The organism is Corynebacterium hylobatis, from assembly GCF_003955685.1.
Taxonomy (GTDB): domain Bacteria; phylum Actinomycetota; class Actinomycetes; order Mycobacteriales; family Mycobacteriaceae; genus Corynebacterium; species Corynebacterium hylobatis.
Map to the genome: position 1 here is coordinate 160840 of NZ_RXHJ01000007.1, position 24428 is coordinate 185267.

Annotated in this window: 24 protein-coding genes; 2 read left to right on the plus strand and 22 right to left on the minus strand. The window is 69.0% G+C overall.

The window, feature by feature from the left end; all coding sequences use genetic code 11:
• Positions 1-127: 127 nt before the first annotated feature.
• The 11 genes from whiA to EAH68_RS07735 are packed head-to-tail and all read right to left on the minus strand — an operon-like array spanning position 128 to position 10587.
• Positions 128-1111 (minus strand): DNA-binding protein WhiA, encoded by a 984-nt coding sequence (gene whiA / locus EAH68_RS07685; protein WP_241228348.1) that lies wholly within the window; start codon positions 1109-1111, stop codon positions 128-130.
• A 46-nt stretch (positions 1112-1157) separates the two neighbouring features.
• Complete coding sequence (locus tag EAH68_RS07690) at positions 1158-2129, minus strand: gluconeogenesis factor YvcK family protein (protein ID WP_277600465.1); 972 nt, start codon at positions 2127-2129, stop codon at positions 1158-1160.
• A gap of 41 nt (positions 2130-2170) precedes the next feature.
• Positions 2171-3064 carry an RNase adapter RapZ gene (gene rapZ, locus EAH68_RS07695; RefSeq protein WP_126120732.1) on the minus strand — a complete coding sequence of 298 codons (894 nt, stop codon included), beginning with the start codon at positions 3062-3064 and terminating at the stop codon, positions 2171-2173.
• The gene (gene uvrC / locus EAH68_RS07700; protein ID WP_126120733.1) at positions 3061-5094 is read right to left on the minus strand and encodes an excinuclease ABC subunit UvrC; all 2034 of its coding nucleotides are present in this window, start codon (positions 5092-5094) and stop codon (positions 3061-3063) included. Before uvrC ends, rapZ begins: the two co-directional genes overlap by 4 nt.
• Positions 5095-5106: 12 nt before the next feature.
• Positions 5107-5661 (minus strand): PH domain-containing protein, encoded by a 555-nt coding sequence (locus EAH68_RS07705; RefSeq protein WP_126120734.1) that lies wholly within the window; start codon positions 5659-5661, stop codon positions 5107-5109.
• Positions 5662-5665: 4 nt separating this feature from the next.
• Positions 5666-6148 (minus strand): 6,7-dimethyl-8-ribityllumazine synthase, encoded by a 483-nt coding sequence (gene ribH, locus EAH68_RS07710; protein WP_126120735.1) that lies wholly within the window; start codon positions 6146-6148, stop codon positions 5666-5668.
• Entirely contained in the window at positions 6145-7422 is a 1278-nt protein-coding gene (locus EAH68_RS07715) for a bifunctional 3,4-dihydroxy-2-butanone-4-phosphate synthase/GTP cyclohydrolase II (protein ID WP_241228349.1), read from the minus strand. The genes ribH and EAH68_RS07715 overlap by 4 nt, the downstream gene beginning before the upstream one ends.
• Before the next feature lie 11 nt (positions 7423-7433).
• Positions 7434-8054: a riboflavin synthase gene (locus EAH68_RS07720; protein WP_126120736.1), complete on the minus strand. Its 621-nt coding sequence runs from the start codon at positions 8052-8054 to the stop codon at positions 7434-7436.
• Positions 8055-8057: 3 nt separating this feature from the next.
• A complete protein-coding gene (ribD, locus tag EAH68_RS07725; RefSeq protein WP_126120737.1) occupies positions 8058-9047 on the minus strand; it encodes a bifunctional diaminohydroxyphosphoribosylaminopyrimidine deaminase/5-amino-6-(5-phosphoribosylamino)uracil reductase RibD in 990 nt (329 codons plus the stop codon).
• A 6-nt stretch (positions 9048-9053) separates the two neighbouring features.
• A complete protein-coding gene (rpe, locus tag EAH68_RS07730) occupies positions 9054-9710 on the minus strand; it encodes a ribulose-phosphate 3-epimerase (RefSeq protein ID WP_126120738.1) in 657 nt (218 codons plus the stop codon).
• Positions 9711-9720: 10 nt separating this feature from the next.
• Positions 9721-10587, minus strand: a complete 867-nt coding sequence (locus EAH68_RS07735) for a DUF4349 domain-containing protein (protein WP_164546432.1) — start codon at positions 10585-10587, stop codon at positions 9721-9723.
• A 202-nt stretch (positions 10588-10789) separates the two neighbouring features.
• On the opposite strand from EAH68_RS07735, the gene EAH68_RS07740 reads away from it, so the two are divergent.
• Positions 10790-11926, plus strand: coding sequence for a hypothetical protein (locus EAH68_RS07740; RefSeq protein ID WP_164546433.1), 1137 nt, complete (start codon positions 10790-10792; stop codon positions 11924-11926).
• Positions 11927-11998: 72 nt separating this feature from the next.
• Entirely contained in the window at positions 11999-12766 is a 768-nt protein-coding gene (locus EAH68_RS07745) for an enoyl-CoA hydratase (RefSeq protein ID WP_126120741.1), read from the plus strand.
• Here EAH68_RS07745 and EAH68_RS07750 read toward each other — a convergent pair whose 3' ends face one another.
• From EAH68_RS07750 to pyrF, 11 genes are all read right to left on the minus strand, one after another.
• A complete protein-coding gene (locus tag EAH68_RS07750) occupies positions 12767-14257 on the minus strand; it encodes an RsmB/NOP family class I SAM-dependent RNA methyltransferase (protein ID WP_126120742.1) in 1491 nt (496 codons plus the stop codon).
• On the minus strand, positions 14254-15201 hold the full coding sequence (gene fmt / locus EAH68_RS07755; protein WP_126120743.1) for a methionyl-tRNA formyltransferase: 948 nt from the start codon (positions 15199-15201) through the stop codon (positions 14254-14256). The genes EAH68_RS07750 and fmt overlap by 4 nt, the downstream gene beginning before the upstream one ends.
• Before the next feature lie 18 nt (positions 15202-15219).
• Positions 15220-15729: a peptide deformylase gene (gene def, locus EAH68_RS07760; RefSeq protein WP_126120744.1), complete on the minus strand. Its 510-nt coding sequence runs from the start codon at positions 15727-15729 to the stop codon at positions 15220-15222.
• An 81-nt stretch (positions 15730-15810) separates the two neighbouring features.
• The gene (locus tag EAH68_RS07765) at positions 15811-17292 is read right to left on the minus strand and encodes an HNH endonuclease signature motif containing protein (RefSeq protein WP_126120745.1); all 1482 of its coding nucleotides are present in this window, start codon (positions 17290-17292) and stop codon (positions 15811-15813) included.
• Positions 17293-17391: 99 nt separating this feature from the next.
• Positions 17392-19416, minus strand: a complete 2025-nt coding sequence (locus EAH68_RS07770; RefSeq protein WP_126120746.1) for a primosomal protein N' — start codon at positions 19414-19416, stop codon at positions 17392-17394.
• A gap of 11 nt (positions 19417-19427) precedes the next feature.
• The gene (metK, locus tag EAH68_RS07775; RefSeq protein WP_126120797.1) at positions 19428-20654 is read right to left on the minus strand and encodes a methionine adenosyltransferase; all 1227 of its coding nucleotides are present in this window, start codon (positions 20652-20654) and stop codon (positions 19428-19430) included.
• Between the two features lie 122 nt (positions 20655-20776).
• Entirely contained in the window at positions 20777-22021 is a 1245-nt protein-coding gene (coaBC, locus tag EAH68_RS07780; RefSeq protein ID WP_126120747.1) for a bifunctional phosphopantothenoylcysteine decarboxylase/phosphopantothenate--cysteine ligase CoaBC, read from the minus strand.
• 116 nt (positions 22022-22137) lie between these two features.
• Positions 22138-22428, minus strand: a complete 291-nt coding sequence (rpoZ, locus tag EAH68_RS07785; RefSeq protein WP_126120748.1) for a DNA-directed RNA polymerase subunit omega — start codon at positions 22426-22428, stop codon at positions 22138-22140.
• Positions 22429-22487: 59 nt separating this feature from the next.
• The gene (gene gmk, locus EAH68_RS07790; protein ID WP_126120749.1) at positions 22488-23069 is read right to left on the minus strand and encodes a guanylate kinase; all 582 of its coding nucleotides are present in this window, start codon (positions 23067-23069) and stop codon (positions 22488-22490) included.
• A 3-nt stretch (positions 23070-23072) separates the two neighbouring features.
• Positions 23073-23396: an integration host factor, actinobacterial type gene (gene mihF, locus EAH68_RS07795; RefSeq protein WP_126120750.1), complete on the minus strand. Its 324-nt coding sequence runs from the start codon at positions 23394-23396 to the stop codon at positions 23073-23075.
• Positions 23397-23603: 207 nt separating this feature from the next.
• On the minus strand, positions 23604-24428 hold the full coding sequence (gene pyrF, locus EAH68_RS07800; protein ID WP_126120751.1) for an orotidine-5'-phosphate decarboxylase: 825 nt from the start codon (positions 24426-24428) through the stop codon (positions 23604-23606).

Consider the following 24428-nt stretch of genomic DNA (forward strand, 5'->3'; position numbering starts at 1 on the left):
AACCCCGGGAACTGATGAATATCGCTGTCAACAGCGCCTCAAGCCCCTGGCAAGGAGCAGGCAGGGGAGAAATTAAATCCGCACCCGCAGGCCCGTTCCACCCCCGAATGGAACAGAACTGCCGCTGTCAGGCCCCTTCGAGGAGGTCGTCGGTGACAGCCTCGTTGGTGTCCGACAGCCCCAGCTCCTCCGCCCGCTTGTCGGCCATGGACAGCAGACGGCGGATGCGGCCGGCGACGGCATCCTTGGTCATCTGCGGATCCGCGAGCCGGCCCAGCTCCTCCAGAGAGGCCTGGCGGTGGGCCACACGCAGCTGCCCGGCCTCAGCCAGGTGCTCGGGAACATCATCCCCGAGGATCTGCATGGCGCGCTCCACGCGGGCGGCGGCGGCAACAGCTGCGCGGGCTGAACGGCGCAGGTTCGCGTCATCGAAATTGGCCAGCCGGTTGGCGGTGGAACGGCTCTCCCGCCGCAGACGCTTGTCCTCCCACTCCAGCCGGACCTGCTGCGCACCCATCCGGGTCAGCAGTGCGCCGATGGCGTCACCGTCGCGGATGACCACCCGGTCGGTGCCGCGGGTCTCCTTCGTCCGGGCGGCGATACCCAGCCGCCGGGCAGCACCGACCAGCGCCAGCGCCGCCTCCTGGCAGGGGCAGACCACCTCGAGCGCGGAGGAACGCCCCGGCTCGGTGAGGAAGCCCTGAGCGAGGAAGGCCCCGCGCCAGGCCGCCTCGTTGTCGGCGACCGTGCCGGAGATCACCTGCGGCGGCAGACCGACCACGGGATGCCCGGAACGGGTGACCAGTCCCAGCCGCCGGGACAGATCCCGGGTGCCTTCCGTCACGCGCAGCAGGTGGCGGGAGTTTTTCGAGGCCCCGCCCGGGCTGATCGTGTGCTCGTGCACCTCGACGCCGTACATCTCCGTCAGGGACTCCGCCAGACGCCGGGCGACGTCGCCGGAATCGAGTTCGGCCTCCAGCACCAGCCGCCCGGCGATGACCTGCATCTGGCCGGCGAAACGCAGCAGCGCCGCGGTCTCGGCGACCCGGGCGGACTGCCGGGGAACCACCACCTTTGCGAGTTCGTCCTTGACTCTTGCCGTCAACGCCACGGGTGCGACCGCCTTTCTCTCGAGCTGCCCTGTGATCCGGACCAGTCTAGTCGGAGGCTCCCCCACCCCGGGCCTCCCGGTACAGGCCCGTGAGCGCGGCAGCCAGTTTGGAGGGGTCATGTTTGTTGATGCGTTGGCCGTTGCCGTCCTCAGTGCGCAGATCCTCGTAGACGATCGTCGCGCCCAGCCCGGCGGCGGCCCGCTCCAGGTAGGAACGCTCCGCGGCGGTGGGGATGGTGTCCGCGTCGACGAGGATCCGGTCGATGCGCAGGGCGGGTGCGTGCTGGCTGAGCATGTGGATGTGACGTTCCGAGGAGAAGCCGTGGGTCTCCCCCGGTTCCGCCGAGAGGTTGAGCACGACCACCTTGAGTGCACCGGTGGCGTTGAGGGCGTCGACGATGCCCGGGATCAGCAGGTGCGGGATGACGGAGGAGAACCACGAGCCAGGGCCGAGGGTCACCAGGTCGGCTGCCTCGATCGCCTGGACTGCCGCACCGCAGGCCTCGGGACGTTCCGGGATCAGCCGTACCCGGCGGACCGTGCCGGGGGTGGTGGCCACGGCAACCTGGCCGCGGACGGGGCGGATGACCCGGGGGTCGTCGTCAAGCCCGGCGACGTCGGCCTCGATCTCCAGCGGCTGGTTGCACATGGGCAGGACCCGGCCGTGCGAGCCGGTGAGCTCGGCGACCTTGTCCAGGGCCGCCTGCTCGTTGCCCAGGATCCCGGTCAGCCCGGCGATGAGCAGGTTGCCGACTGCATGACCCGCCAGTGCGCCGGTGCCGCCGAAGCGGTGCTGCAGGGTCTGGGCCCAGAGACTGCCCTCCTCGTCGTCACTGGCCAGGGCGGCGAGTGCCATGCGCAGATCGCCGGGCGGGATGATGCCGAGCTCGCGGCGCAAGCGACCGGAGGAACCGCCGTCATCCGCGACGGTGACCACCGCGGTGATCGATTCCGGTGCGCTCAGCCGGGCGGCGACGAGCGTCTGGTAGAGGCCGTGACCGCCTCCCATCGAGGTGATGTGCAAGATTTCCTCCCGGGAAGTCAGTTACGGTTGCAGGGTCAGTGTCGGTTGATGTCGCGGTGCATGACGTTGACGTCGATGTCACCCCGGTCCCGCAGCCGGCGTCCGAGTTCCTCGGACACCGCCACAGAACGGTGGTGGCCGCCGGTGCAGCCGACGGCCACGGTGATGAAGTTCTTGCCCTCATGGCGGTAACCACCGAGCATTGAGTCAAACATATCGACGAACTTATCGATGAATTCCCCTGCTCCCTCCCTGCTCAGCACGTAGTCACTCACCGGTTCATCAACACCCCGGAAACCGCGCAGCTCCGGGATCCAGTAGGGGTTGGGCAGGAAACGGACATCGATCATCAGGTCCGCATCCTGGGGGGCGCCATGTTTGAAACCGAAGGACTCGAGGGTGACGTGCTGGCGGTTGTGCGCCATCGTTCCGAGGGATGCCTCGATCGCCCGGCGCAGATCGTGCACCGACAGACTCGAGGTGTCGATGATGATGTCCGCCTGTTCCTTGATGCCGTTGGTGATCTCCCACTCGCGCTCGATGCCCAGGTACAGGGTGTCCTCCCCCTGCAGGGGGTGGGTGCGGCGCACGCTGTCGAAACGGCGGATGAGTACGTCGTCGCGGGCGTCCATGAACAGCACCGTGGGATTGAGCCCCTTGTCCGTCAGCTCCCGGAGGGTGGCACGCAGGTTGCCGCCGAACTGGCGGGTGCGCACATCGACGAGGAAGGCGACCTTCTCCACCGGGGGATCCTGCGCCAGGCACAGCTCCAGGAAGTCGACGATGAGCTGCGGCGGCAGGTTCTGCACCACGAAGAAACCCTTGTCCTCCAGTACCTTCGCCGCGGAGCTGAGTCCTCCACCGGACATGCCGGTGATGAGGACAGGGGGTGTCGAGAAGCGGGACGGCACACCGGAGGTTGAGGTCATGGGGACATCCTATCGTGGGTATCGGGATGGAGATGGTCGTAGACGGCGGCCGCCAGGCGGGGGCCGAAACCCCGCACCTCGGTGATCTCCGCCTGGCTGGCGGCCTTGAGCTTCTTCACCGAACCAAAGTGCTTGACCAGCTCGGTGCGACGGGTCGCGCCCAGTCCCGGTACGCCGTCGAGTTCGGAGACCCGCATCCGCTTCGAACGTTGTTGCCGGTGGTAGGTGATGGCGAACCGGTGCGCCTCGTCACGGATCTGCTGCAGCAGATACAGCCCCTGGGATGCGCGCGGCAGGATGACGGGGTCGGACTCCCCCGGCATCCAGATCTCCTCGAGGCGTTTGGCCAGGCCGATGAGGGTGACATCCACGATACCGAGTTCGTCGAAGACCTTCTGCGCGGCGTTGACCTGGGGCAGACCACCGTCGACGATGAACAGGTTCGGCGGGTAGGCGAAACGCCGCTGGTCGGTGCTCATCTCCTCGACGCGTTCGTCCGCGAAGGTCTGCGCCTCCGTCTCCTCGTCGGGCACGGCCAGTTTGTCCTGGTGGTGGCGCAGGAAACGGCGCCGGGTGACTTCCGCGATGGAGGCCACGTCGTCAGAGTGCCCGCCGCCGGCGGCCTCCCTGATGCGGTAGCGGCGGTAGTCTGATTTCCGCGGCAGGCCGTCCTCGAAGACGACGAGCGAGGCGACGACATCGGTGCCCTGGATGTGGGAGATGTCGGTGCACTCGATGCGCAGGGGCGCCTCCTCCAGGCCGAGGGCCTCCTGAATGTCCTGCAGCGCCGCGGAACGGGCCGTGAGGTCGCCGACGCGTCTGAGCTTGTGCTGGCGCAGGGATTCCCTGGCGTTGCGTTCCACGGTCTCCATGAGGGCACGCTTGTCACCGCGCTGCGGCACCCGCAGGTCCACGGCTGCGCCCTTGAGCTCGGCGAGCAGGGCGGACACCTCCCCGGCTTCCGCGGGCAGATGCTGCACGAGGATCTCACGCGGCACCACGGCCCCTGGCTTCGGCGGGTTGTGCGAGAACTGGTCCACGCCGCGGCGTTCGATCTGCTTCTGCTCGTCCTGTGCATCCACCCGGGCGCGTTCCACCGCGTCCGAATAGAACTGGATCAGGAAGTTCTGGACGAGCACCTCGATCGGTTCTTCGGTGCGTTCGACCACCCAGCCGCGCTGGCCGCGGATCCGGCCGCCGCGGACGTGGAAGATCTGGACGCCGGCCTCCAGCTCGTCGGAGTCGACGGCGATGAGGTCGGCGTCGGTGCCGTCGCCGAGGACCACGGCCTGCTGCTCCATCACCTTGTTGATGGCCCCCAGGTCATCACGCAGGCGGGCGGCGCGCTCGAATTCCAGCTCCTCGGCGGCCTGCTCCATCTCGCGGGTGAGCTGGCGGACCACCTGGTCGGTGTGCCCGGCCATGAAGGAGACGAAACCGTCGACGATCTCCCGGTGCTCCTCAGGGCTGACGCGGCCCACACACGGGGCGGAGCATTTGTCGATGTAGCCCAGCAGGCAGGGCCGGCCGAGCTTCTCATGCCGGTTGTACACGCCCTTCGAACAGGTGCGCACCGGGAAGACGCGGGTGAGCAGGTCGAGGGTCTCGCGCACCGCCCAGGCGTGGGAGTAGGGGCCGAAATAGCGCACCCCACGGCGGCGGGGGCCGCGGTAGAAGAAGGCCCGTGGGATGTCCTCACCGGTGGACACCGCCAACAGCGGGTAGGTCTTGTCGTCGCGGTATTTGACGTTGAAACGCGGGTCGTAGCGCTTGATCCAGGTGTACTCCAGCTGGAGGGCCTCGACCTCGCTGGCGACGACGGTCCACTCCACCGAGGCGGCGGCGAAGACCATCTGCCGCGTGCGCGGATGGAGGGTGGTCACATCCTGGAAGTAGTTGGCCAGCCTGGCCCGGAGGCTGTTGGCTTTGCCGACGTAGATGACGCGGCGGTTCTCGTCCCGGAATCGGTAGACGCCCGGCTCCGTGGGAATGGTCCCCGGTGCCGGGCGGTAGGTACTCGGATCAGCCATAAACCGACGATACTAGTCCTGCGGCATGTAGCGGGCCTCGAGCTCGCGGAACTGCGAGACGGCCCTGACCACGGAGGCGCCGTCGGAGGCCTGCATCGCCCACATGGGGACGTACTCGAACTCCGGCAGCTCCAGGCGGGCCATGCGGGCGCCCTCCGGGAAGAACAACCCGTAGATCACGGCCCAGGGGTAGAACCGGGTGCCGATGATGTTGCGGATCTCCACGCCGTCGGCGTTGGCGCGCACCCGCGGGCGGGTGAAGGAGAGGTAGGCCAGCACGGAGATAACCACGCCGACGCCCGGGAAGGCCAGCTTGTCGATGAACGTGACGGTGGCGCCCGTGAACTCCAGGTCCAGGAAGTAGCCCATGAAAATGTGCACCGCCATGACGATGACCACTGCGATCCAGGCGAAGCGCTTCAGCGAGGCCGAACGGACCTCCAGCTCCCAGGGTCTGGTGGTCGTCCGCGCATGCGGGTCGAGGGCGGCGTAGAAGGCACGCTCCTCATCCGTCAGCGGGCGGCGACCGGTGTTCTCGGCTCCCACGTTCTTCTCACTCACATCCATCAGTCTATCCCCGGTTCCCGCGGAGCCGACGCAGGGTGACCGCGGCGTCGAGGGCCGCGGCCATCGCCTCGCCGCCCTTGTCCTCGACTGAATCCGGGAATCCGGCACGGTCGACGGCCTGCTCCTGGTCGTTGGTGGTGAGCACGCCGTTGCCGATCGGGGTGGATTCGTCGAGCGCGATGCGCGTGAGGCCCTCCGTCACGGAATCGCAGACGTAGTCGAAGTGGGGGGTGCCGCCGCGGATGACGCAGCCCAGCGCCACGACGGCGTCATGGGTGCGGGCGAGTTCCTGGACGATGACGGGCAGCTCGAGGGCGCCCATGACGTGGGCCTCCGTGAGCTTGTCGACGCCCGCCTGCCGCGCCGTCTCCACGGCGCGGCGGCGCATCTGCTCGCAGATCTCGGTGTTCCAGCGGGCGGTGACCACCGCGACGCTCAGGCCCGCGGCGTCGATACGCTCGACGACGGGGAGTCCTTCCTTGCTCAACTGTCTGCTCCTTCGTGCTCTGCCTCCCAGCGTGCGACGGCCGGCAGGTCATGGCCCATGCGGTCACGCTTGGTACGCAGGTAACGGATGTTGTCCTCGTTGGGGGCCACCGGCACGGAGGTCCGGCCGGTGATCTCCACGCCGTAGCCCTGCATCGCGGCGGACTTGGTGGGGTTGTTGGTCATCAGGGAGATTGACGTCACGCCCAGGTCCCGGAGGATCTGGCCGGCGGCCGAGTACTCGCGGGCGTCGGCCGGCAGGCCCTGCTCCAGATTGGCGTCGACGGTGTCCAGACCGAGGTCCTGCAGTCGGTAGGCCTCCAGCTTGGACATCAGTCCGATACCGCGGCCCTCGTGGCCGCGCAGGTAGATGATCGCACCGCGGCCGGCCTCCTGCACCATGCGCATCGAGGCGTGCAGCTGCGGGCCGCAGTCGCAGCGGCGGGAGGCGAAGACATCCCCGGTCATGCACTCCGAGTGCACGCGGACCAGCAGGTCCTCCGCGCCCTCGAGCTCGCCGGCGACCAGGGCGAGGAACTCGGTGCCGTCGATGAGGTGGCGGTAGCCGACCACGCGGAACTCGCCGAACTCGGTGGGCATGCGGGTCTCCACGAGGCGCTCGACCTGGGACTCGTGGCGGCGGCGGTAATCGATGAGCTGCTCAATGGAGATCATCGCCAGGCCGTGGGTGTCGGCGAAGCGGCGCAGCTCGGGGCCGCGCGCCATGTCGGTCGGGTCATCCTCGGAGACGATCTCGCACAGCACGCCGGCGGGGCGCAGGCCGGCGAGCACCGACAGGTCGACGGCTGCCTCCGTGTGACCGTCGCGGGCCAGCACACCCCCCTTCACCGCGCGCAGCGGCACGACGTGGCCGGGGCGGGTGAAGTCGTGGCGGGTGGTGGCCGGGTCCGCCAGGCGCAGGATGGTCTCCGCGCGGGAGGAGGCGGAGATGCCGGTGGTGCCCGTCGCCGCGTCGACGGTGACGGTGTAGGCGGTGTGCCGGGCGTCCTCGTTGCGGGCCACCATGGGCGGCAGGGCGAGGCGGTCACAGTCCTCGTTGGTCAGGGCGGTGCAGATGTAGCCGGAGCTGTACCTGACCATGAAGGCCACCAGCTCCGGGGTCGCCAGCTCCGCCGCGAAGATGAGGTCGCCCTCGTTCTCACGGTCCTCGTCGTCCACGACGACGACCGCCTTCCCTGCCTTGATGTCGGCGATGGCGCGCTCGACGGTGTCCAGGCGCAGGCGGCCGTTCGGGTCCACAGATTCGTCACTCACGAGCGTCAACCTTAGCCCTCGCCGTCCCCGGCCCGGCCTTCGACCCGGGCACCGAGCATCTTCTCCACGTACTTGGCCAGGACGTCGACCTCGATATTGACCACATCACCCTCCGCGAGCTGGCCGTGGGTGGTCTCCGCGAGGGTGGTCGGGATGAGGGAGACCTCGAACCAGTCCTCCCCCACTGCCGAGACAGTCAAGGATGTGCCGTTGACAGCAATGGAGCCCTTCTCGACGACATAGCGGGCCAGGTCGGCCCCCAGCGAGAAGCGCAGCACATCCCAGTGCTCCGAGGAGGTGCGGCTGAGCAGGTTGGAGGTGCCGTCCACGTGGCCCTGCATGATGTGCCCGCCGAGTCGCGCGCCGGCAGCCAGGGCGCGCTCGAGGTTGACGGGGGAACCCACCGCCAGCCGCCCCAGGCCGGTGCGGTCCAGGGATTCCTGCATGACGTCGGCGGTGAAGCGCTGATCGTCGAAATCGGCAACAGTCAAGCACACACCGTTGACTGCGATGGAATCTCCGAGGGCGGCGTCGGAAAGCACCTTCGGGGCCTCGATGGTCAGGCGGAGGGCATCCCCCTGCGGCTCCAGGGCGGCGACGGTGCCGACCTCCTCGACGAGTCCGGTGAACATGGGTCAGTCCTTTCGGGTGAGTTCGAGCAGGACATCATCCCCGAGACGGGTGATGTTCTGCAGCTGGAAGGTCGCGGCATCGGCCAGGCTCAGACCGAGCGCCTCGCTGAGGACGGAACGGCCCTGCCCCAGCAGCGTGGGGGCGATATAGGCCTGGATGGCGTCCACCATCCCGGACTCCACGAAGCCGGAGGCCAGGTGTGCCCCGCCCTCCACGAGGACGTCGCGGGCACCTGTGTCCCACAACTGCCACAGCGCCTCGGGAATTCCGCGGTACTGCTCGAAACCGAGCCGGTGGAGATTGCGGGCGTGCCCGGTCAGGGAACGCCCGCCGATGACCACCCGGCGCGGCTGGTCGGGCAGCTCCATCTGGCCGTCACGCGCGGTGAGCGAGGGGTCATCCGCGATGGCGGTGCCGGTGCCGACGATGATGGCGTCACGTCTGCCGCGGTCCCGGTGGACGTGGCGGCGGGCGAGATCGCCGGTGATCCACTGGCTCGAGCCGTCCAGGGCGGCGGTGAAGCCGTCGAGGGTCTGGGCGAATTTCAGTGTCACGTGGGGGCGGTTGTTGCGCACGGCGGCCAGCCACGGCCGGAGCGTGTCGACGTCGCGGTCGATCCGCTCCACGCCCACGCCCTGCTGCCGCAGGTGGGCGGCCCCGCCCTCGGCGTTCCGGTCGGGGTCGGGGTGGCAGTAGTAGACGAATTCGATGCCGGCGTCGACGAGCGCCTGCGAGCACGGGCCGGTGCGACCGGTGTGGTTGCAGGGTTCGAGCGTGACCACGGCTGTGCCCCCCTCCGCCTTGTCCCCTGCCTCGCGCAGGGCCATGACCTCGGCGTGGGGGCCGCCCGCCGGTTCGGTGGCTCCGGTGCCGACGAGCCTGCCCTCCCGGTCGAGGATGGCTGCCCCGACGGGCGGGTTCGGGCTGGTGGTCCCGCGCACGGCTTCGCCGGCTGCGATGGCCGCCTGGAGTGCTTCCCGGAGATTCTCCATGCCGACCTAGACCGTGGCCAGGCGGCGCAGATTGTCGACGGCTGCGGCCGGGTCGTCCTTGCCGTAGACCGCAGAGCCGGCGACGTAGGCGTCGCAGCCGGCCTCCGCGGCCTCGGCGATGGTTTTCTCGGAGATGCCGCCGTCGATCTCGATGAGGGTCTTCAGTCGGTTGTTGTCGATGGCCTCGCGCAGGGTGCGGACCTTCTCCAGCTGATCAGGCATGAAGGACTGACCGCCGAAACCCGGCTCGACGCTCATGACCAGGACGAGGTCGAAGAAGCGCAGGTCCGCCAGGTAGGGCTCGATCGGGGTGCCGGGTTTGAGGGAGAAGCCGGCGCGTGCCCCCTTTGTGCGGATGTGCTTGGCCAGGGCGACATGGTCGTCGGTGGCCTCGACGTGGAAGATGACGCAGTCAGCGCCGGCGTCGATATAGCTGTCGACCCACTTCTCGGGGTTCTCGATCATGAGGTGCACGTCGAGGTGCTGGTCCGTGATCTTGTCGACGGCCTTCGTGATCTCCGGGCCGAAGGAGAGGTTGGGTACGAAGTGGCCGTCCATGATGTCCACGTGGATCCAGTCCGCGTTCGCGACGGCGCGCACCTCCTCGCCCAGTTTCGAGAAATCAGCGGCGAGGATGCTGGGGGCGATGATCGGTTTAGCCATGCCTATGAGTCTACGCTGCGGGGCCGGCCTGCCCGTCCTCCTGTGGCGGGTGGTTGCGGTTCCGGCGGCGGCGCACCAGCACGAACACCACGGCGATGAGTACTGCGAGGATCACCAGCCACGGCACCGCCGCCATGGACACGATGAGCACCGACGCCAGGGAGGCCACGAACGCGGCCCAGGCCCGTTCGAAGGCGTTGGGTGGGCGGTAACCCTCATCGTCGACGGTGAAGGTCACGGTCAGAGTCGACAGGGCCACCTGATCCGCCAGGTAATCCAGCTGGGCGGTGAGGGAATCCAGGTCGGCCTGCCGCTGCGTGAGGGTGTTCTCGGCGGCCAGCAGGTCCTCCACGGTTCCAGCGGTGGACATCAGCTCAGTCAGGCGGTCGATGGAGGCCTGCAGTGCCGCCCGGCGCGCCTCCAGGTCAACGCGTTCCTGGCCGACGTCGGTTGACTGGGTGGACTGGGCCACCACCTCCCCGTGGTCGGTCAGGGAATCGACGACCGTCTGGTAGTTGTCCGCCGGTACGCGGGCGGTGACCGTGGCCCGCAGCTGTTCGGACCAGGTGCTGGTCTCTGAGCTGGCGATGCGTCCGCCCCGGTCCCGGACCAGGGTGGTGAAGTCCGCGGCGGCCATCTCGGGATCCTGGGTCTGCACGGTGGCGGATCCGGTGGTGATGACGTCTTCCCGCACGTCCTCGGCGGTGGAGTCGACGGCCGACCTCTCAGACTGGGCCGGGGCGGGCTCGGTGGCCCTGTCCACGGGGAAGCTGTCCTGGAGCTGCTGCTGCTCCCACGATTCTGTGCCGCAGGCGGTGCCCGCCAGCCCCAGCACCACGGCACACACCAGGGTGGCACCGAACCTTCTCGTCTTCATGCCGTCCAGCCTAGCGAAACGGGAGTGACGGCGGTCACCTACCACAGTGGTGGTGAGGGGTGTCGAGAAGCAACGGAGTTCTCCACAGTCGACGGCGACGGGCCGGGTTGTCCACAGCTCTGCGGAGTGCCCCTGGCGGGGTGTGGCCTGGCGTGGTGGGCTGGGCCCGACACCAGAAGAGGAAGAAGGGGAAACCACCACCATGAACAGCCACGAACTGCGGACCATGACGCTCACCCTGCGCGGTGCGCGCCGACCTTTCAGGAGAAACCTGGCCTTCGCCACCGACATGCCGGTCGAGGAACTGCTCGACCGGACGTGCATCGCGCTCGGCCGTTACCCCACCCCGGACGCCGTGTTCCGGCTGGACGGGACCTTCATCGGCCGCGGGGCGTACCACTTCAGCCATCCCGACCTGCGGGCCGAACTCATGCAGGAACCGCTGCCGGTGGAGCCCGGGAGGATGCAGTTGATCCTCGACCGGATCGGGGGGTGGATCTTCGACATCACCGTCGACGAGAACCCTGCCTGGTCCCTGGAGCCGATCCGGATGGAGCTGACCGATACCGTTCCGCTGCTGCCCGGACCGCAGATCCGGCTGCCGGAGTTCAACGCGGTGACGATGGTCCACGCAGGCGATCCCCTGCCTCCGGATCTGGAACGGGCCATCATCGTCGACGCCCTGCTGGAGCACATGGCCGCCGAGGTCCCCGACCCGGTCTCCGCCATGGAGCTCTACACCGTCCTGTCGGAGGCCGGGCGGCCTTTCGCGCTGCCGGAGATTGAGCCGCTGGTGCGCACCACCCCGGACGTGGAGGTGCTCTTCGAGTTGCTCCGCCTGGCCGCCGGGGAGAGCCCGCCGCGTCTGACCAAACCCGGCTTCCTGCCCGTGAAGTACACCCGCCAGCTGGTGGAGCAGTTCCCGGTGCTGCGCCCGGTACAACGCAGTTCCTACCATGGCGGTCATTTCCGCTACTCCTACTCGTCCAGGGATGCGGAGCTGCTCACCAGCATCATCGAACTCGGCCGCCGGGTCGGGGTGCTCGCCGCGGGGCCGGGTGAGCAGCTCACGGCGACCGACTTCGGTCGGGAGGTCCTCACCGGCGAGGAAGGGGTGCTGGCCAGGCTGAAGGCGGAGATCCTCCGCGCCCGCATTGGCGCGGTGCCCTACCCCACCGTGGCCGGCCCGGAGAGCCCGGGACTGACCTTCGCGCAGTTTCTGGAGAAACAGGACCCGCCGGTCAAATATGAGCGGGGCTACGAGGACGAGCACCTGTACAGGCAGTTCCTCAACGAAGAGCTCCCCCGGGATGGGTGGCGTGAGCCCCTCCCCTTCTGAACCGGCACCGGTGGTGTGTGAGAATCAGGGCACTGCCCGCCGAAACCTCCTCACCGGAAGGACCGCCTCACCATGACCCCCCAGACCAAACCGCTCGTCCTCAGCACCGACCACGAGCCGGAGGAGGGTGTGCTCATCCGGGAGATCAGGCTGAACAACCACGCCAAACGCAACAGCCTCAACATCCCCATGGTCGAGGCGATTGAGGAGGCCATGCTCGCCGCGGTTGCGGACGGCGCCCGGGTGGTCCTCCTCCACGGCGAGGGCACGGTCTTCTCCGCCGGGGCCGACCTGTCCGGCGACGTCTACGCCGGTGGCTTCTACCCGCGGCTGCTGCACATGCTGGGCACCATCCAGACCCTGCCCATCCCCGTGGTGGCCTGGGTCAACGGCCCGGCGATCGGGGCGGGCACCCAGCTGGCGATGGCCTCCGACCTGCGGGTGGTCTCCGGCACGGCACTGTTCCGCGTCCCCATCGCCGACGTGGCGATCGCGCTGGACGAGGTCACCATCGCCACCCTGGAGAACCTCGTCGGCGGCGCGGTCGCCCGCACGATGCTGTTCACCAACGCGCCCCTGTCCCACGAGCAGGCGGTGTCCTCCGGCTTCGCGGTCTCCCAGGGCGGATTCGCCGAGGCAATGGCACTGGCCGAGCTGGTCGCCTCGAAGGCCCCGCTGACGATGCGCCACCTCAAACACGAGTTCGCCCGCACCTCCCACCGCCCCTACGAGGAGGCGGAGCGCTACGAGGCCGCCGCGGCAGCCTGGCACTCGGAGGATGTCGGGGAGTCCCGCAGGGCACGCGCGGAGAAGCGCGCCCCGCGGTTCCAGGGGCGTTAGCTAAGCCCCACGGCGCAGCACGGCGAAGAACATCGCATCCGTGCCATGGCGGTGCGGCCACATCTGGACACTCTTCTCCGAGCCCACGTCCTGCATGGGGGCGACCAGCTCGTGCGCATCCACCTCGACCGCGCCCAGTTCGGCCACGGCGCGGTTCACGATCTGGCGGGTCTCGCGCAGATCCGGTGAGCACGTCGAGTACACGACAACGCCACCGGGACGCACCAGCTTCAGCGCGGAGGACAGCAGGTCATACTGCAGGGGGCTGAGCTCGGCGATGTCATCCTCCGACTTGCGCCAGCGCGCCTCGGGGCGGCGACGCAGGGAGCCGAGGCCGGAGCAGGGGGCGTCGACGAGCACGCGGTCATAACCCGGCTCCAGGCCGGGATCGCGGCCGTCGGCGACATGGACCGTCACCGGCAGGCCGCGGGTGGTCTTCTCCACCAGCTTCGCGCGGTGCGGGGAGACCTCGACGGCATCGACGTGGGCGGCGTCGATACGCGCCAGCGCACCCATGAGCGCGGCCTTGCCACCGGGTCCGGCGCACAGGTCAAGCCAGCGACCGGTGTCCGTCCCCTCGACGGGGGCCTCGACCACCGCGCGGGCGATGAGCTGTGACCCCTCGTCCTGCACGGCAGCCAGGCCCTCCCGGACCGGTTCCAGATCACCCGGGTCACCGGAACCGAGGTGGACGGCGTAGGGCGAGTACTCCCCCTCCTCACCACCCGTCATCAGGGCGAGCTCCTCCGCGGTGATCTCACCCGGGCGGGCCACCAGATGGACGGTGGGACGCTCGGAGTCCGCACTGAGGGCGGCGTCGAGATCCCCCAGACCCAGCACCCGGGAGAAGGACTCCGCGATCCAGGTCGGATGGGCGTGACGGAAGGCCACCGCGGCGATCTCCCCGTCAGGGGTGAGCTTCCTGATCCACTTCTCCGCAGGCGTGCGCGAGATGGTGCGCATGACGGCGTTGGCGAAGCCCTTGGCCTTCTCATTGCCGCTCGCCTCCACCAGGCGCACGGTCGTGTCGACGGCCGCGTGCGGCTCCACCCGCGTGTACAGCAGCTGGTAGGCACCCAGACGCAGCGCATCGAGCACCTCGGGGGCGATCTGGCTGAGCGGACGGCTGGAACTCTCCGCGATCACGGCATCAAGCACCCCCATGGTGCGCAGCGTGCCGTAGGTGATCTCAGTGGTGAAGGCGGCGTCACGTTCGACGATCCGCCGTTCGCTGAGCAGGCGCGGCAGGATCAGGTTGGCGTAGGCATCGTCCGCACGCACCCGGCCGAGCACCTCGTGCGCCAGCAGACGCGGGGCATCCAGGCCGGGGAAGGTCCGCGGGGCGCGGTCCTGCTTCTTCGGCTGGCCCCCTTGCCTGCCACCCTGCTTTCCACCTTGTGGCCGTGAACGCTGCTGCCTGCCCTGTGCCGGGGCCGCGTCCTGCTTCTTCGGCTGGCCGCCCCTGGACCGGGACCGGAATCCTCCGCTCATGCGAAGTTCACCTGCTCCCCTGCCTGGAGGGCCGCGTTGCCGCGGGCCCAGTCGGCGGCGTTCATCATCTTCTTGCCCGGTGGCTGCGCCTGGCCGAGGGTCACCGCCCCGCTGCCGGTGCCGACGGTGACGGTGTTCTTGTCCACGCGGACCTCGCCGGGGGCCAGGTCGGTGACCTCGGCGTCCGGGGTGACCGGGCCGAGCTTGATGCGGTCCTCGCCGAGCATGGCCCACGCGCCGGGGCCGGGGGTGTGAGCCCGGATGTGACGGTCGACGGCGAAGGCAGGACGCTGCCAGTCGACGCGGGCGTCCTCGGTGGTGATCTTCGGGGCGTAGGTCGGCTCGCCGGTCTGCGGCTGCGGCACGATCGCGCCGGCCTCGAGACCGTCCATGGTGGCGGCGAGGAGCTCACTGCCCGAGTGGGCGAGGCGGGTCAGCAGGTCATCGGCGGTGTCGGTGGGCCGGATCGTCTCGGTGACGGTGCCCAGGACGGGACCGGTGTCCAGGCCCTTCTCGATGCGGAAGGTCGCGGCACCGGTGATGTCGTCACCCGCGCGAATGGCGGCCTGCACCGGGGCGGCGCCCCGCCAGGCCGGCAGCAGGGAGAAGTGGAGGTTGACCCAGCCGTGGGTGGGCAGGTCGAGCAGGCCCTCCGGGATGAGGTTGCCGTAGGCGACGACCGGGATGGCGTCAGGGGCCAGCTCGGTGAGGCGGGCGCGGATGGCGTCACCGTCCTCGGTGCCGGCCTTCAGGGTGGTGGGGGTCAGCACCTCGATGCCGTGCTCCTGTGCGAGGGCGGACACCGGGGAGGGGTGGAGGGTGCGGCCGCGGCCGCGGCGTGCATCGGGTCGGGTGAGGACAGCGACGACCTCGTGGTCTGTCTGCAGCAGCCGTTCCAGCGCGACGACCGCTGGTTCCGGGGTGCCGGCGAAGATGAGACGCATGTGGTGGGGGTGCTCCTTCTAAGAGTTGAACCAGTCGGCGGTACGGATGGTGGCCATGGTTTCCTTGCGGTGCTCGGGGCTGAGACGTTTGAGGAAGAGCACCCCGTCCAGGTGGTCGGTCTCGTGCTGGATGCAGCGGGCCATCAGACCGGAGGCGACCAGGGCGATGGGGTTGCCGTTGATGTCCTGGCCTGAGACGCGGACGGTCCGGAAACGTTCGGTCTCCACCGAGATGTCGGGGATGGACAGGCAGCCCTCTTCGCCGGTCTGGGTGTCCTCGCCGATGGCCTCCCAGACGGGGTTGATGATGTGTCCGCGCAGGCCGTCCTCGACGTGGGTGGTGTCGTAGACGAAGATCCGCCGGGTGAGACCGATCTGGTTGGCTGCAAGGCCGACTCCCCCGGCGTCGTCCATCGTCTCGAGCATGTCGTCGACGATGCCCCGCAGGGCGTCGTCGAACTCGGTGACCTCGTCGGACCGGGTGGTCAGGACGGGATCGCCGAACAGGCGGATGTCACGGATAGTCATGGGCTGCGCGGGCTCCTTAACGCTGATGTCTGTGGTGTAGACAGTCTACGTCGCCCCTGCTGCAGGCAGAATTCACCGGTTTCAGACGAAGGAATCGAAGAGGGTGGGGTGGCCGCGGCTGCGGATCTTCGCTCCGGCGGAGTGCTGCTGGAATTCGGTGTCGTTGAACTCCCACTGTCCACCGTCGGGTGGGCACCACCCCACCCGCCCGGACCCGGGATCTGTGTCCATGTGACCCAACCCCCCGGCACCATCACGCTGATCCCGGTTGGCACTGTGATGACTGCGGCACAGAACGGTCAGATTCTCGATGTCGGTGCCACCCCCGGCCAACCACGACCGGATGTGATGGATATCCGCCTCCCCCACCCCCACCGTGCACCCGGGCCGGGTGCAGCACAACTCCTGGGCGAACAGCGCCAACCGCTGAGCCAGACTCGCTGACCGCTGCGTGCGCCCCAGGTGCAGCACCGCACCCTGCTCATCGTGGAGCACCCCCAGGTCATACCGCGCCGCCCCCAGGCGCAGGATATCGGCCGGGCCGAGCAGGTGACCGGTACTGCTCGGGAACCGGTCCCCACCTGCCACCCCCTCCAGTTCAGCCGCGGTCATCGACACCGCCACCGAACCCACCCCCTGGCGGGTGTGGGCCGAGTCTGCGGCCAGGTACCCCTGGCAGATGGCCATGAGCTGATCCACCAGACGTGCGGGCATGGGCCGGGCGTCCTCCTCCGCCGGCACCGAGGCGTTGACCCCGGGGCGCCGGCCTGGTGCGAGGGCCGCCCTGAGGACGGCGACCCCGGCGGCATCCAGGTACATCGACACCTGCGCCCCGCCGTCGGCGTCCTGGGCACCGATGATGATCTTCCGCTTGCGCAGCGCAGCGAAGGGGTCGGGCCTGCCTTCCGGGGTCCGCCCGCGCCGGTTGGCCTCCCGGATGCGCCCGCGCAGCCAGGTCCGCAGATCCTCCAGGGACCGGCGGTCGGACTCCACCAGGGCCAGGGCGAGCAGCTCCTGGTAGCTGGGCTCGGAGTGGACGTTGAGGTGCTCCAGCTCGCGGGTGATCATCGCCTGTTTCTCTGCGGAGGCTGCCTTCCGGGCGGCGTCACGGGCCTTGCGCTGGGCCTCCTCCTGGCGGCGCAGGCGTTCAGCCTCCTCGCGGCGGATCCGCTCGGCCTCTTCTTCTCGGACTCGACGCTGTTCTTCGGTCTCATCCGGTTCGGGAGCTGGTTCCGGTTCCGGCGGTGAGGGCTTCGGCGGGGCGAAGAGGTCCTCCCCGCGGCGCAGCCGGGAGCGTGCCTCCGCGCGGGACAGTCCCAGGGCACGGGCCAGGTAGTCAAGAGAATGCACCGCCCCGACATACTTCCCCGCCCCGGCGCGGTCGGCGGCGTAGGCGAAGGCAGCATCAATATAGCCCTTGGCGCCGATGACCTTCTCCAGGCGCTCGAATTCCGACCGGACCTCGTCGAAGGCCACCGCCCCAGGGTCCGCCATCAGTTCGGACAGCTCTGAGAGAGCCCCCTCGACCCGGTCGACGATCCCCATCATCCGCTGCCTACCCATATGCCGCACCCCCTACGTTCACTGTCGCTTACACGTTCGACTTTAATCCGCCCATCGAACATCCACCACCAACTTTAGAACGTTTATTCGACCACACCTTTATCCGATGTGGATCGGGTCCACCTGGATGCGCAGCGGCAGGTCGTCCTTGCGCCCGGCCTTGGCCACCGCCGCCGCCTTCAGGGCCCTGCCCAGCACCGACCGTGGGCCCAACGGCGTGCGGAGCAGGATGCGCTGCGCGGGTCCGAAGCGTTCCTCGTCGTATTCGCCGGGCAGGTGCACCCCGGGCGGGAGGTCCACCGGGCCGAGCACCTCAGCGTGCTCGGGGAGCTGGAGAATCTCCAGGAAGGTGTCCAGGGCGGCGTTGGCACCGTCGACGGCGGCCATGTGGACGGCCGGGGGGAAGCGGACGTCGTGACGCTGGGCGAGTTCCCGGGAGGCAGCCCCGACCATGTCCCACCGGATCAGCGACTGCACCACCGCCAGGCCGGGATCGGCGACGACGACCACTTCCCCGCCCTTCCAGGCCGGCGCCACGAGGGAGACGGCGGCCGCCCAGCGGGACAGCGCCTCCTCGGTGGCGCGCAGATCCTGGCGGCCGAGCAGCGCCCACGTGTCCAGCAGCAGCGCGGCACCGTAGGCCCCCTCCGTCACGAAAGGCTCCGCGCCCGGGGTTGCCACCACCAGCGCCGGCCCGGATGACACCTCGGACACCACCTTGTTGCCTCCGGAGGTGATCACCCGGGTCGAGGGGAAGGCGCGGCCCAGTTCCTCGGCGGTGCGGTCTGCGCCCAGCACCACCGCGCGCAGGCGGACGGAGCCGCACTCGCCGCAGCGGTGGCGGGCGTCGGGGCGTCCGCACCAGCGGCAGGTGGGTACCCCGCCCTGCTGCCCGGAGCCGGCGGGCAACCCCAACGGCCCGTTGCACTGCCGGCAACGCGCGGGTGCGCGGCAGGAGCCGCAGGCCAGGGTCGGGACGTAGCCCTTGCGGGGCACCTGGATGAGCGCCGGTTCACCCCGGTCCAGCGCCCCGCGCAGGGCCTCGAAGGCCTGCTTCGGCAGGCGGGCACTCGCCGCCAACGGGTCACGGACAAGTTCGAATTCGGTGTCGGCTGCCGCACGGATCAGGGGTGAGCGCTGCCGGATCACCTCCCGCGGGGCGACCAGGTCGTGGGCCCAGCCCGATTCGACCAGCAACTGTGCCTCGGCGGTGCGGGAGTGCCCCCCGAGGATCAGCGAGCAGCCTTCGAGCGCGCTGCGGGTGGTCAGCACCTCCCGGGCGTGGACGTAGGGGGCGCGGGGGTCGACGAGGTTCTCGTCGCCGTCGTGGAGGATGACCGCCAGACGCAGGTCCTGCACGGGCGCGAAAGCCGCTGAGCGGGTGCCCACCACCAGGCGGGCCTGCCCGTGCAGCACCGCGAGAAAACGTCGGTAGCGGGCCTGCGGCCCCAGGCCGGCGGTCAGCGTCGTCACCTGCTTCGCGGAGACGAGTTCCCGCAGGGCGGCCTCGAGCCTGTCGACGTCGCGCTGGTCCGGCACCACCAGCAGCGCTCCCCCGCCGTCCTTGACCACCTTGACAGCCAGGGCAGCCAGCGCCTCGGCCCAGTCGTCGCCGGGGGCGATCTGCCAGGCCGCGCGGGCCGTCTGCCCGGCAAGTACGGCATCCACGAAGGATTCGCCGTACTGGTAGGCGGACCAGGAGGACAGGTCCGGCTCGGTCACCGGCCCCAGTTCCGGCCAGGACACGGAGGTGTCCGCCTCCTCGGCGCGGGCGTGCCGGGAGGGGACGGCTGAGCGGATGAGGTCGGAGCGGATGCCGGCGTAGCGGTCGCAGAGAGCGTCGATGAGCGCGGCGGTGCGGCGTGGGTAGACGACGTCGGCTGAGATGACCCGCTCTATGTAGCGCAGCGTGCCCTCATGCTCGGATTCGGCGGCGCGCTCCAGCAGGATGGCGTCGACCAGGCGGCCGGCAAAGCGGATGCGTACGCGCACGCCGGGCTGGGCGGTCTCGTCGTCCTCAGCCGCGATCCGGTAGTCGAAGAGCCGGTCCAGGTGCGCCAGGCCCAGGAGAGGCAGAACCCGCGCCACCGACCTGTGTGCTGCGGGGACGCGGGGTGTGGCCATGGACAACCACTCTAGCGACCCAGGGCCGCCTTGAGCTCGGACACCCGGTTGGTGTGCTCCCACGGCAGATCCAGGTCGAGCCGGCCGAAGTGGCCGTAGGCGGAGGTCTGGCTGTAGATCGGTGCCAGCAGCTCCAGCTCGCGGATGATGGCGGCCGGTCGCAGGTCGAAGACCTTCTCCACCGCACCCTGGATGTCCTCGTCGTTCAGGCCCTCCGCGGCGGTGCCGAAGGTCTCCACGTAGAGGCCGACCGGGGCGGCGCGACCGATGGCGTAGGCGACCTGAACCTCGACGCGCTCAGCCAGTTCAGCGGCGACAATGTTCTTGGCCACCCAGCGCATGGCGTAGGCGGCGGAGCGGTCGACCTTGCTCGGGTCCTTGCCGGAGAAGGCGCCGCCGCCGTGGCGCGCCATCCCGCCGTAGGTGTCCACGATGATCTTGCGGCCGGTCAGGCCGGCATCCCCCATGGGGCCGCCGAGGATGAAGGAACCGGAGGGGTTGACCAGCAGAGCCAGCTCCTCGTCGACCATGTGCTCAAGGTTCGCGTCAGCGATGACCCAGTCGAGGACGTGTTCACGAAGCTGCGCGGCCAGCCACTCCTGGGTCGCTTCCGGGGCGTGCTGGGTGGAGATGACCACGGTGTCCAGACGGACAGGCCGGTCATTCTCGTCGTAGGCGAAGGTGACCTGGGTCTTGCCGTCGGGGCGCAGGTCGGGCACGATGCCCTCCTTGCGTACCTGGGTCAGGCGGCGGGACAGCCGGTGCGCCAGGGCGATGGGCAGCGGCATGAACTCCGGGGTCTCATTGGTGGCGTAACCGAACATGAGGCCCTGGTCGCCGGCACCGGCCCGGTCATCGTCCTCGACCTCCGCGCCGGAGCGGGCCTCGTGGGAGCGGGTGACGCCGTCGCCGATCTCCTTCGACTGTTCACCGATGGCGATGTTCACACCGCAGGTCCGGCCGTCGAAACCGACGTCGGAGGAGGTGAAGCCGATGTCCACCAGCGTCTTACGTACCAGGTTCGCGATGTCCACGTAGGACTCGGTAGTGACCTCGCCGACCACGTGGACCTGCCCGGTGGTCACGAGGGTCTCCACGGCGACGCGCGAGTGGGGGTCCTCACGCAGCATGGCGTCCAGGATGGCGTCGGAGATGGCGTCGCAGATCTTGTCAGGGTGCCCCTCGGTCACCGATTCGCTGGTGAAGAGACGGGTCGGGGCGGGCTTGTCGAAGGCCACGGTGGTGGCGGGGGTGTCTGACACGTGGGCGGTCCTTTTCGAAAGACAGATAGAAGGCTAGGCGGGCGCTGCTGAGCACCTCGCCCAATATAGACCAAGCTGTCTAAAACAGTCAATTGGCCTCAACCCCGCAGGGTGTCCACCGCCTCGAGGATCTGCGCGGCCACCACATGCTTGGACCCGTCGGCCACCTCCCGTACCGCTCCGTCCGCCGTGAGCAGCCAGCCCCGGTTACGCGCCTCACCGAAGACCTTCCCCTCCCCCACCTCATTGCACATCAGCAGGTCACAGCCCTTGCGCTCCAGCTTGGCGCGGGCGAAATCCAGTGCCGTGGTTGTCTCGTCACCGGTCTCCGCCGCGAAACCGACGATGGCGGCGGCGGCGGGCACCTCCCCGTCGCGGCGTCGCTGGACCGTGGTCGCCAGGATGTCGGGGTTCTCCACGAGTTCGACGGTGCGCAGCGCCTCATCGTCGCCGCCCTTCTTCATCTTCGCACCGGCCTCGGCCGCGGGCCGGAAATCCGCCACCGCCGCGGCCATGATGATCACGTCCGCCTCCGGCGCATGCTTGCCGACGGCCGCCGCCATCTCCCGTGCACTGCCCACCTTCTCGATGACCGCCCCAGAGGGGGTCGGCAGCTGGTCGGTGTCGCCGACGACGATGGTCACCTGCGCGCCCCGGTGGGCGGCGATCTCCGCCAGGGCGAAACCCTGCCGCCCGGAGGAACGGTTACCCAGGAAACGCACCGGGTCCAGGTTCTCCTGCGTGCCACCGGCGGTGATGAGCACCTTCCGGCCCCGCCAGTCGGGGCGCAGGTTCGCGCCGTCGAGGACCGCACGCACCAGATCCGCGATCTGGTCGGGTTCCGGCAGCCGCCCCGGCCCGGTGTCCTTGCCGGTGAGCCGCCCGTGGGCGGGCTCAAGGACGATGACACCGCGTTCCCGCAGGGTGGCGACGTTCGCCTGGGTCGCCGCGTTCCACCACATCTCCGTGTGCATCGCCGGTACGACGATGACCGGGCAGGTGGCCACGAGCACAGTCGCGGTGAGCAGGTCATCGGCCCGGCCCGCCACCAGTCGGGCGATGAGGTCGGCGGTCGCCGGTGCGATGACCACCGCATCGGCCTCCTGGCCGACGCGCACGTGCTGGACCTCGTCGACGGCGTCGAAGACGGTCGTGGACACCGGATGCCCGCTCAGCGCCTCGAAGGTTGCTGCGCCGACGAAGTTGAGGGCACTCGGGGTGGGCACCACCCGGACATCATCACCCGCCTCCTTCAGGTCCCTCACCAGGTGGCAGGCCTTGTAGGCGGCGATGCCCCCGGAGACTCCCACGACTATGCGGCGCGGCCGGTGCTGATCGGTCATGCAGTTGCTCCCCACGGATCCGTGTACATGTTTCAGGTCTGCCCCGACTCTACCGCGACGTCGAATCGACGAAGCGCCCCCTGACATGTGTCAGGGGGCGCTCGCAGCGGAGTGGGCTAGTTGCCTTCCTCGTGCTCCAGCAGGCCGGCGTCGATCTCGCGCAGGGCGATGGACAGCGGCTTCTCGCCGGGCTCCGGGGTCACCAGCGGGCCGACGAACTCGAAGACACCCTCGTCGTGCTGCTGGTAGTAGCTGTTGATCTGGCGGGCACGCTTGGCCGCGAAGATCACCAGCGCATACTTGGAGGACACCTTCTCCAGCAGCCCGTCGATCGGCGGGGAGGTGATGCCCTCCGGCGGATCGTAGACGGCGGTGGAGTTGGACGTCTCGTTGTTCACGTTGGTCACGTACACCTTTTTCTGATTGAAATTATTCGTTACCTGCGCTTTCCCACGAACGGGACAGGTCAGCGCGGAAGTCTGCCCTGCAGGATACCACTGATGGCCGAGACAGCGTCATCCACCTGATCATTGACCACCACATGGTCGAACCAGTCCTGGCAGGTCAGCTCCTCGCGGGCCGTCTCCAGGCGGCGGGCGATGACGTCCTCCGGCTCGGTTCCACGGCCGGTGAGGCGCTCGACGAGCACTTCCCAGGACGGCGGTGCCAGGAAGACGGTCTCCGCCTCCGGCATCATCGACTTGACGTTGCGGGCACCCTCCATGTCGACCTCAATCAGCACGGGGCGACCCTCCGAGAGGGCCTCCTGCACCGGGGCGGCCGGGGTGCCGGAACGCTGGATGCCACCGTGGATGTCGGCCCATTCGAGCATCAGACCGCGGTCGATGTTCTCCTGGAACTGATCCGGGGTGACGAAGAAGTAGTCGACGCCGTCAACCTCCCCGGGCCGTGGGGCCCGGGTGGTCATCGACACACTGAAGTACAGACGGTCAACGTCACTGCGCAGGCGATGAACCACGGTGGACTTCCCCACCGCGGAGGGGCCGGCCAGAACAACCAGCCGACTCGCTAGGTTATCGCCGGACATCCCCTAGTCCTCGGAGAAACCGAAGCGCTCCAGCAGGGCACGGCGCTGGCGGTCGCCGAGACCGCGCAGACGGCGGGTCTGGGCGATCTCCAGCTGCTCCATGATCTCCTTGGCCTTGACCTTGCCCACCTTCGGGAGAGCCTCGAGCAGGGCGGAGACCTTGGTCTTGCCGATGATCTCGTTGGTCTGGGCCTGGTCCAGAACCTCCTTGAGGTTGGTTTCGCCACGCTTGAGCTTCTCCTTGAGCTCAGCACGGGCCTTACGGGCCTCAGCGGCCTTGGCGAGAGCCTGCTTACGCTGCTCGTCAGTCAACTGGGGAAGGGCCACGGGATTCCTCCGATTCGAAAGTGAATGTGTCGGTTGTTCGGGTACATGAGTACCAGATCTCAGTGGCCTCCGCGCAAATGCCACGCGTGCAACTCACTGACTCCGGACCAGTTTAGCACCGGCCAGGGTGCGCCCCGGTCGATGTGCTGTGTTCCAGCACGTCAACGGGTTGCGTTTCCTAAAGTACCAGGTCGGGTCCCGGGAGACTCAATTCTGTTGACCTGGGAATTCACTGGCAGCCTCAACCGTGGCCGCACGCAGGGCCTCCACGTCAGGGCCGGCCCCGAGAACAGCCCGCGAGATGTTCGGGAACGCGAGCTTCTCGACACCCGCCGCAATCCGCGCGACGTCCTCCGCCGACCCACCCTGCGCGCCCACGCCGGGCATGAGGACAGGGCCGTTGAGCTGCGAGAGGTCGGGTGCCTGCGCCAGGGTGGCGCCGACGACGACACCGATGTTGCCCGGGCCGCCGTGGACCGCATTGCGGCGGGCACACTCGTCCACCACCTGCTGGGCGATGGTCCGGCCATCCGCGTCGCGGTGGTTCTGCAGCACCACGGCCTCCGGGTTGGAGGTCGCCGCGAGCACGAAGACACCACGGCCGGTCCCCTCCGCCAGGTCGAGCACCGGGGCCAGTGCCCCGACACCCAGGTAGGGGGAGACGGTGACGGCGTCGGCACGCAGCGGGGAATCCTCCCCCAACCAGGCGTCGGCGTAGCCGGCCATGGTGGAGCCGATGTCGCCGCGCTTGGCGTCCGCGACCGTCAGGCAGCCCGCCTCGCGCAGGGCTGCCAGGGTGTCCTCCAGGACGCGGAAACCGGCGGAGCCGTGGCGCTCGTAGAAGGCCACCTGGGGCTTGACCAGCGCCGCGGTGTCGGCGAAGGCCTCGACGCAGCGGCGGCTGAACTCGGCGAGGCCGGCGACGTCGTCAGCCAACCCCCAGGCCGCCAGCAGGGCGGCGTGGGGGTCGATGCCGACGCAGAGACGGCCGCGGCTGGCGGCGGCGTCGAGCAGCCGGGAACCGAAGGTCAC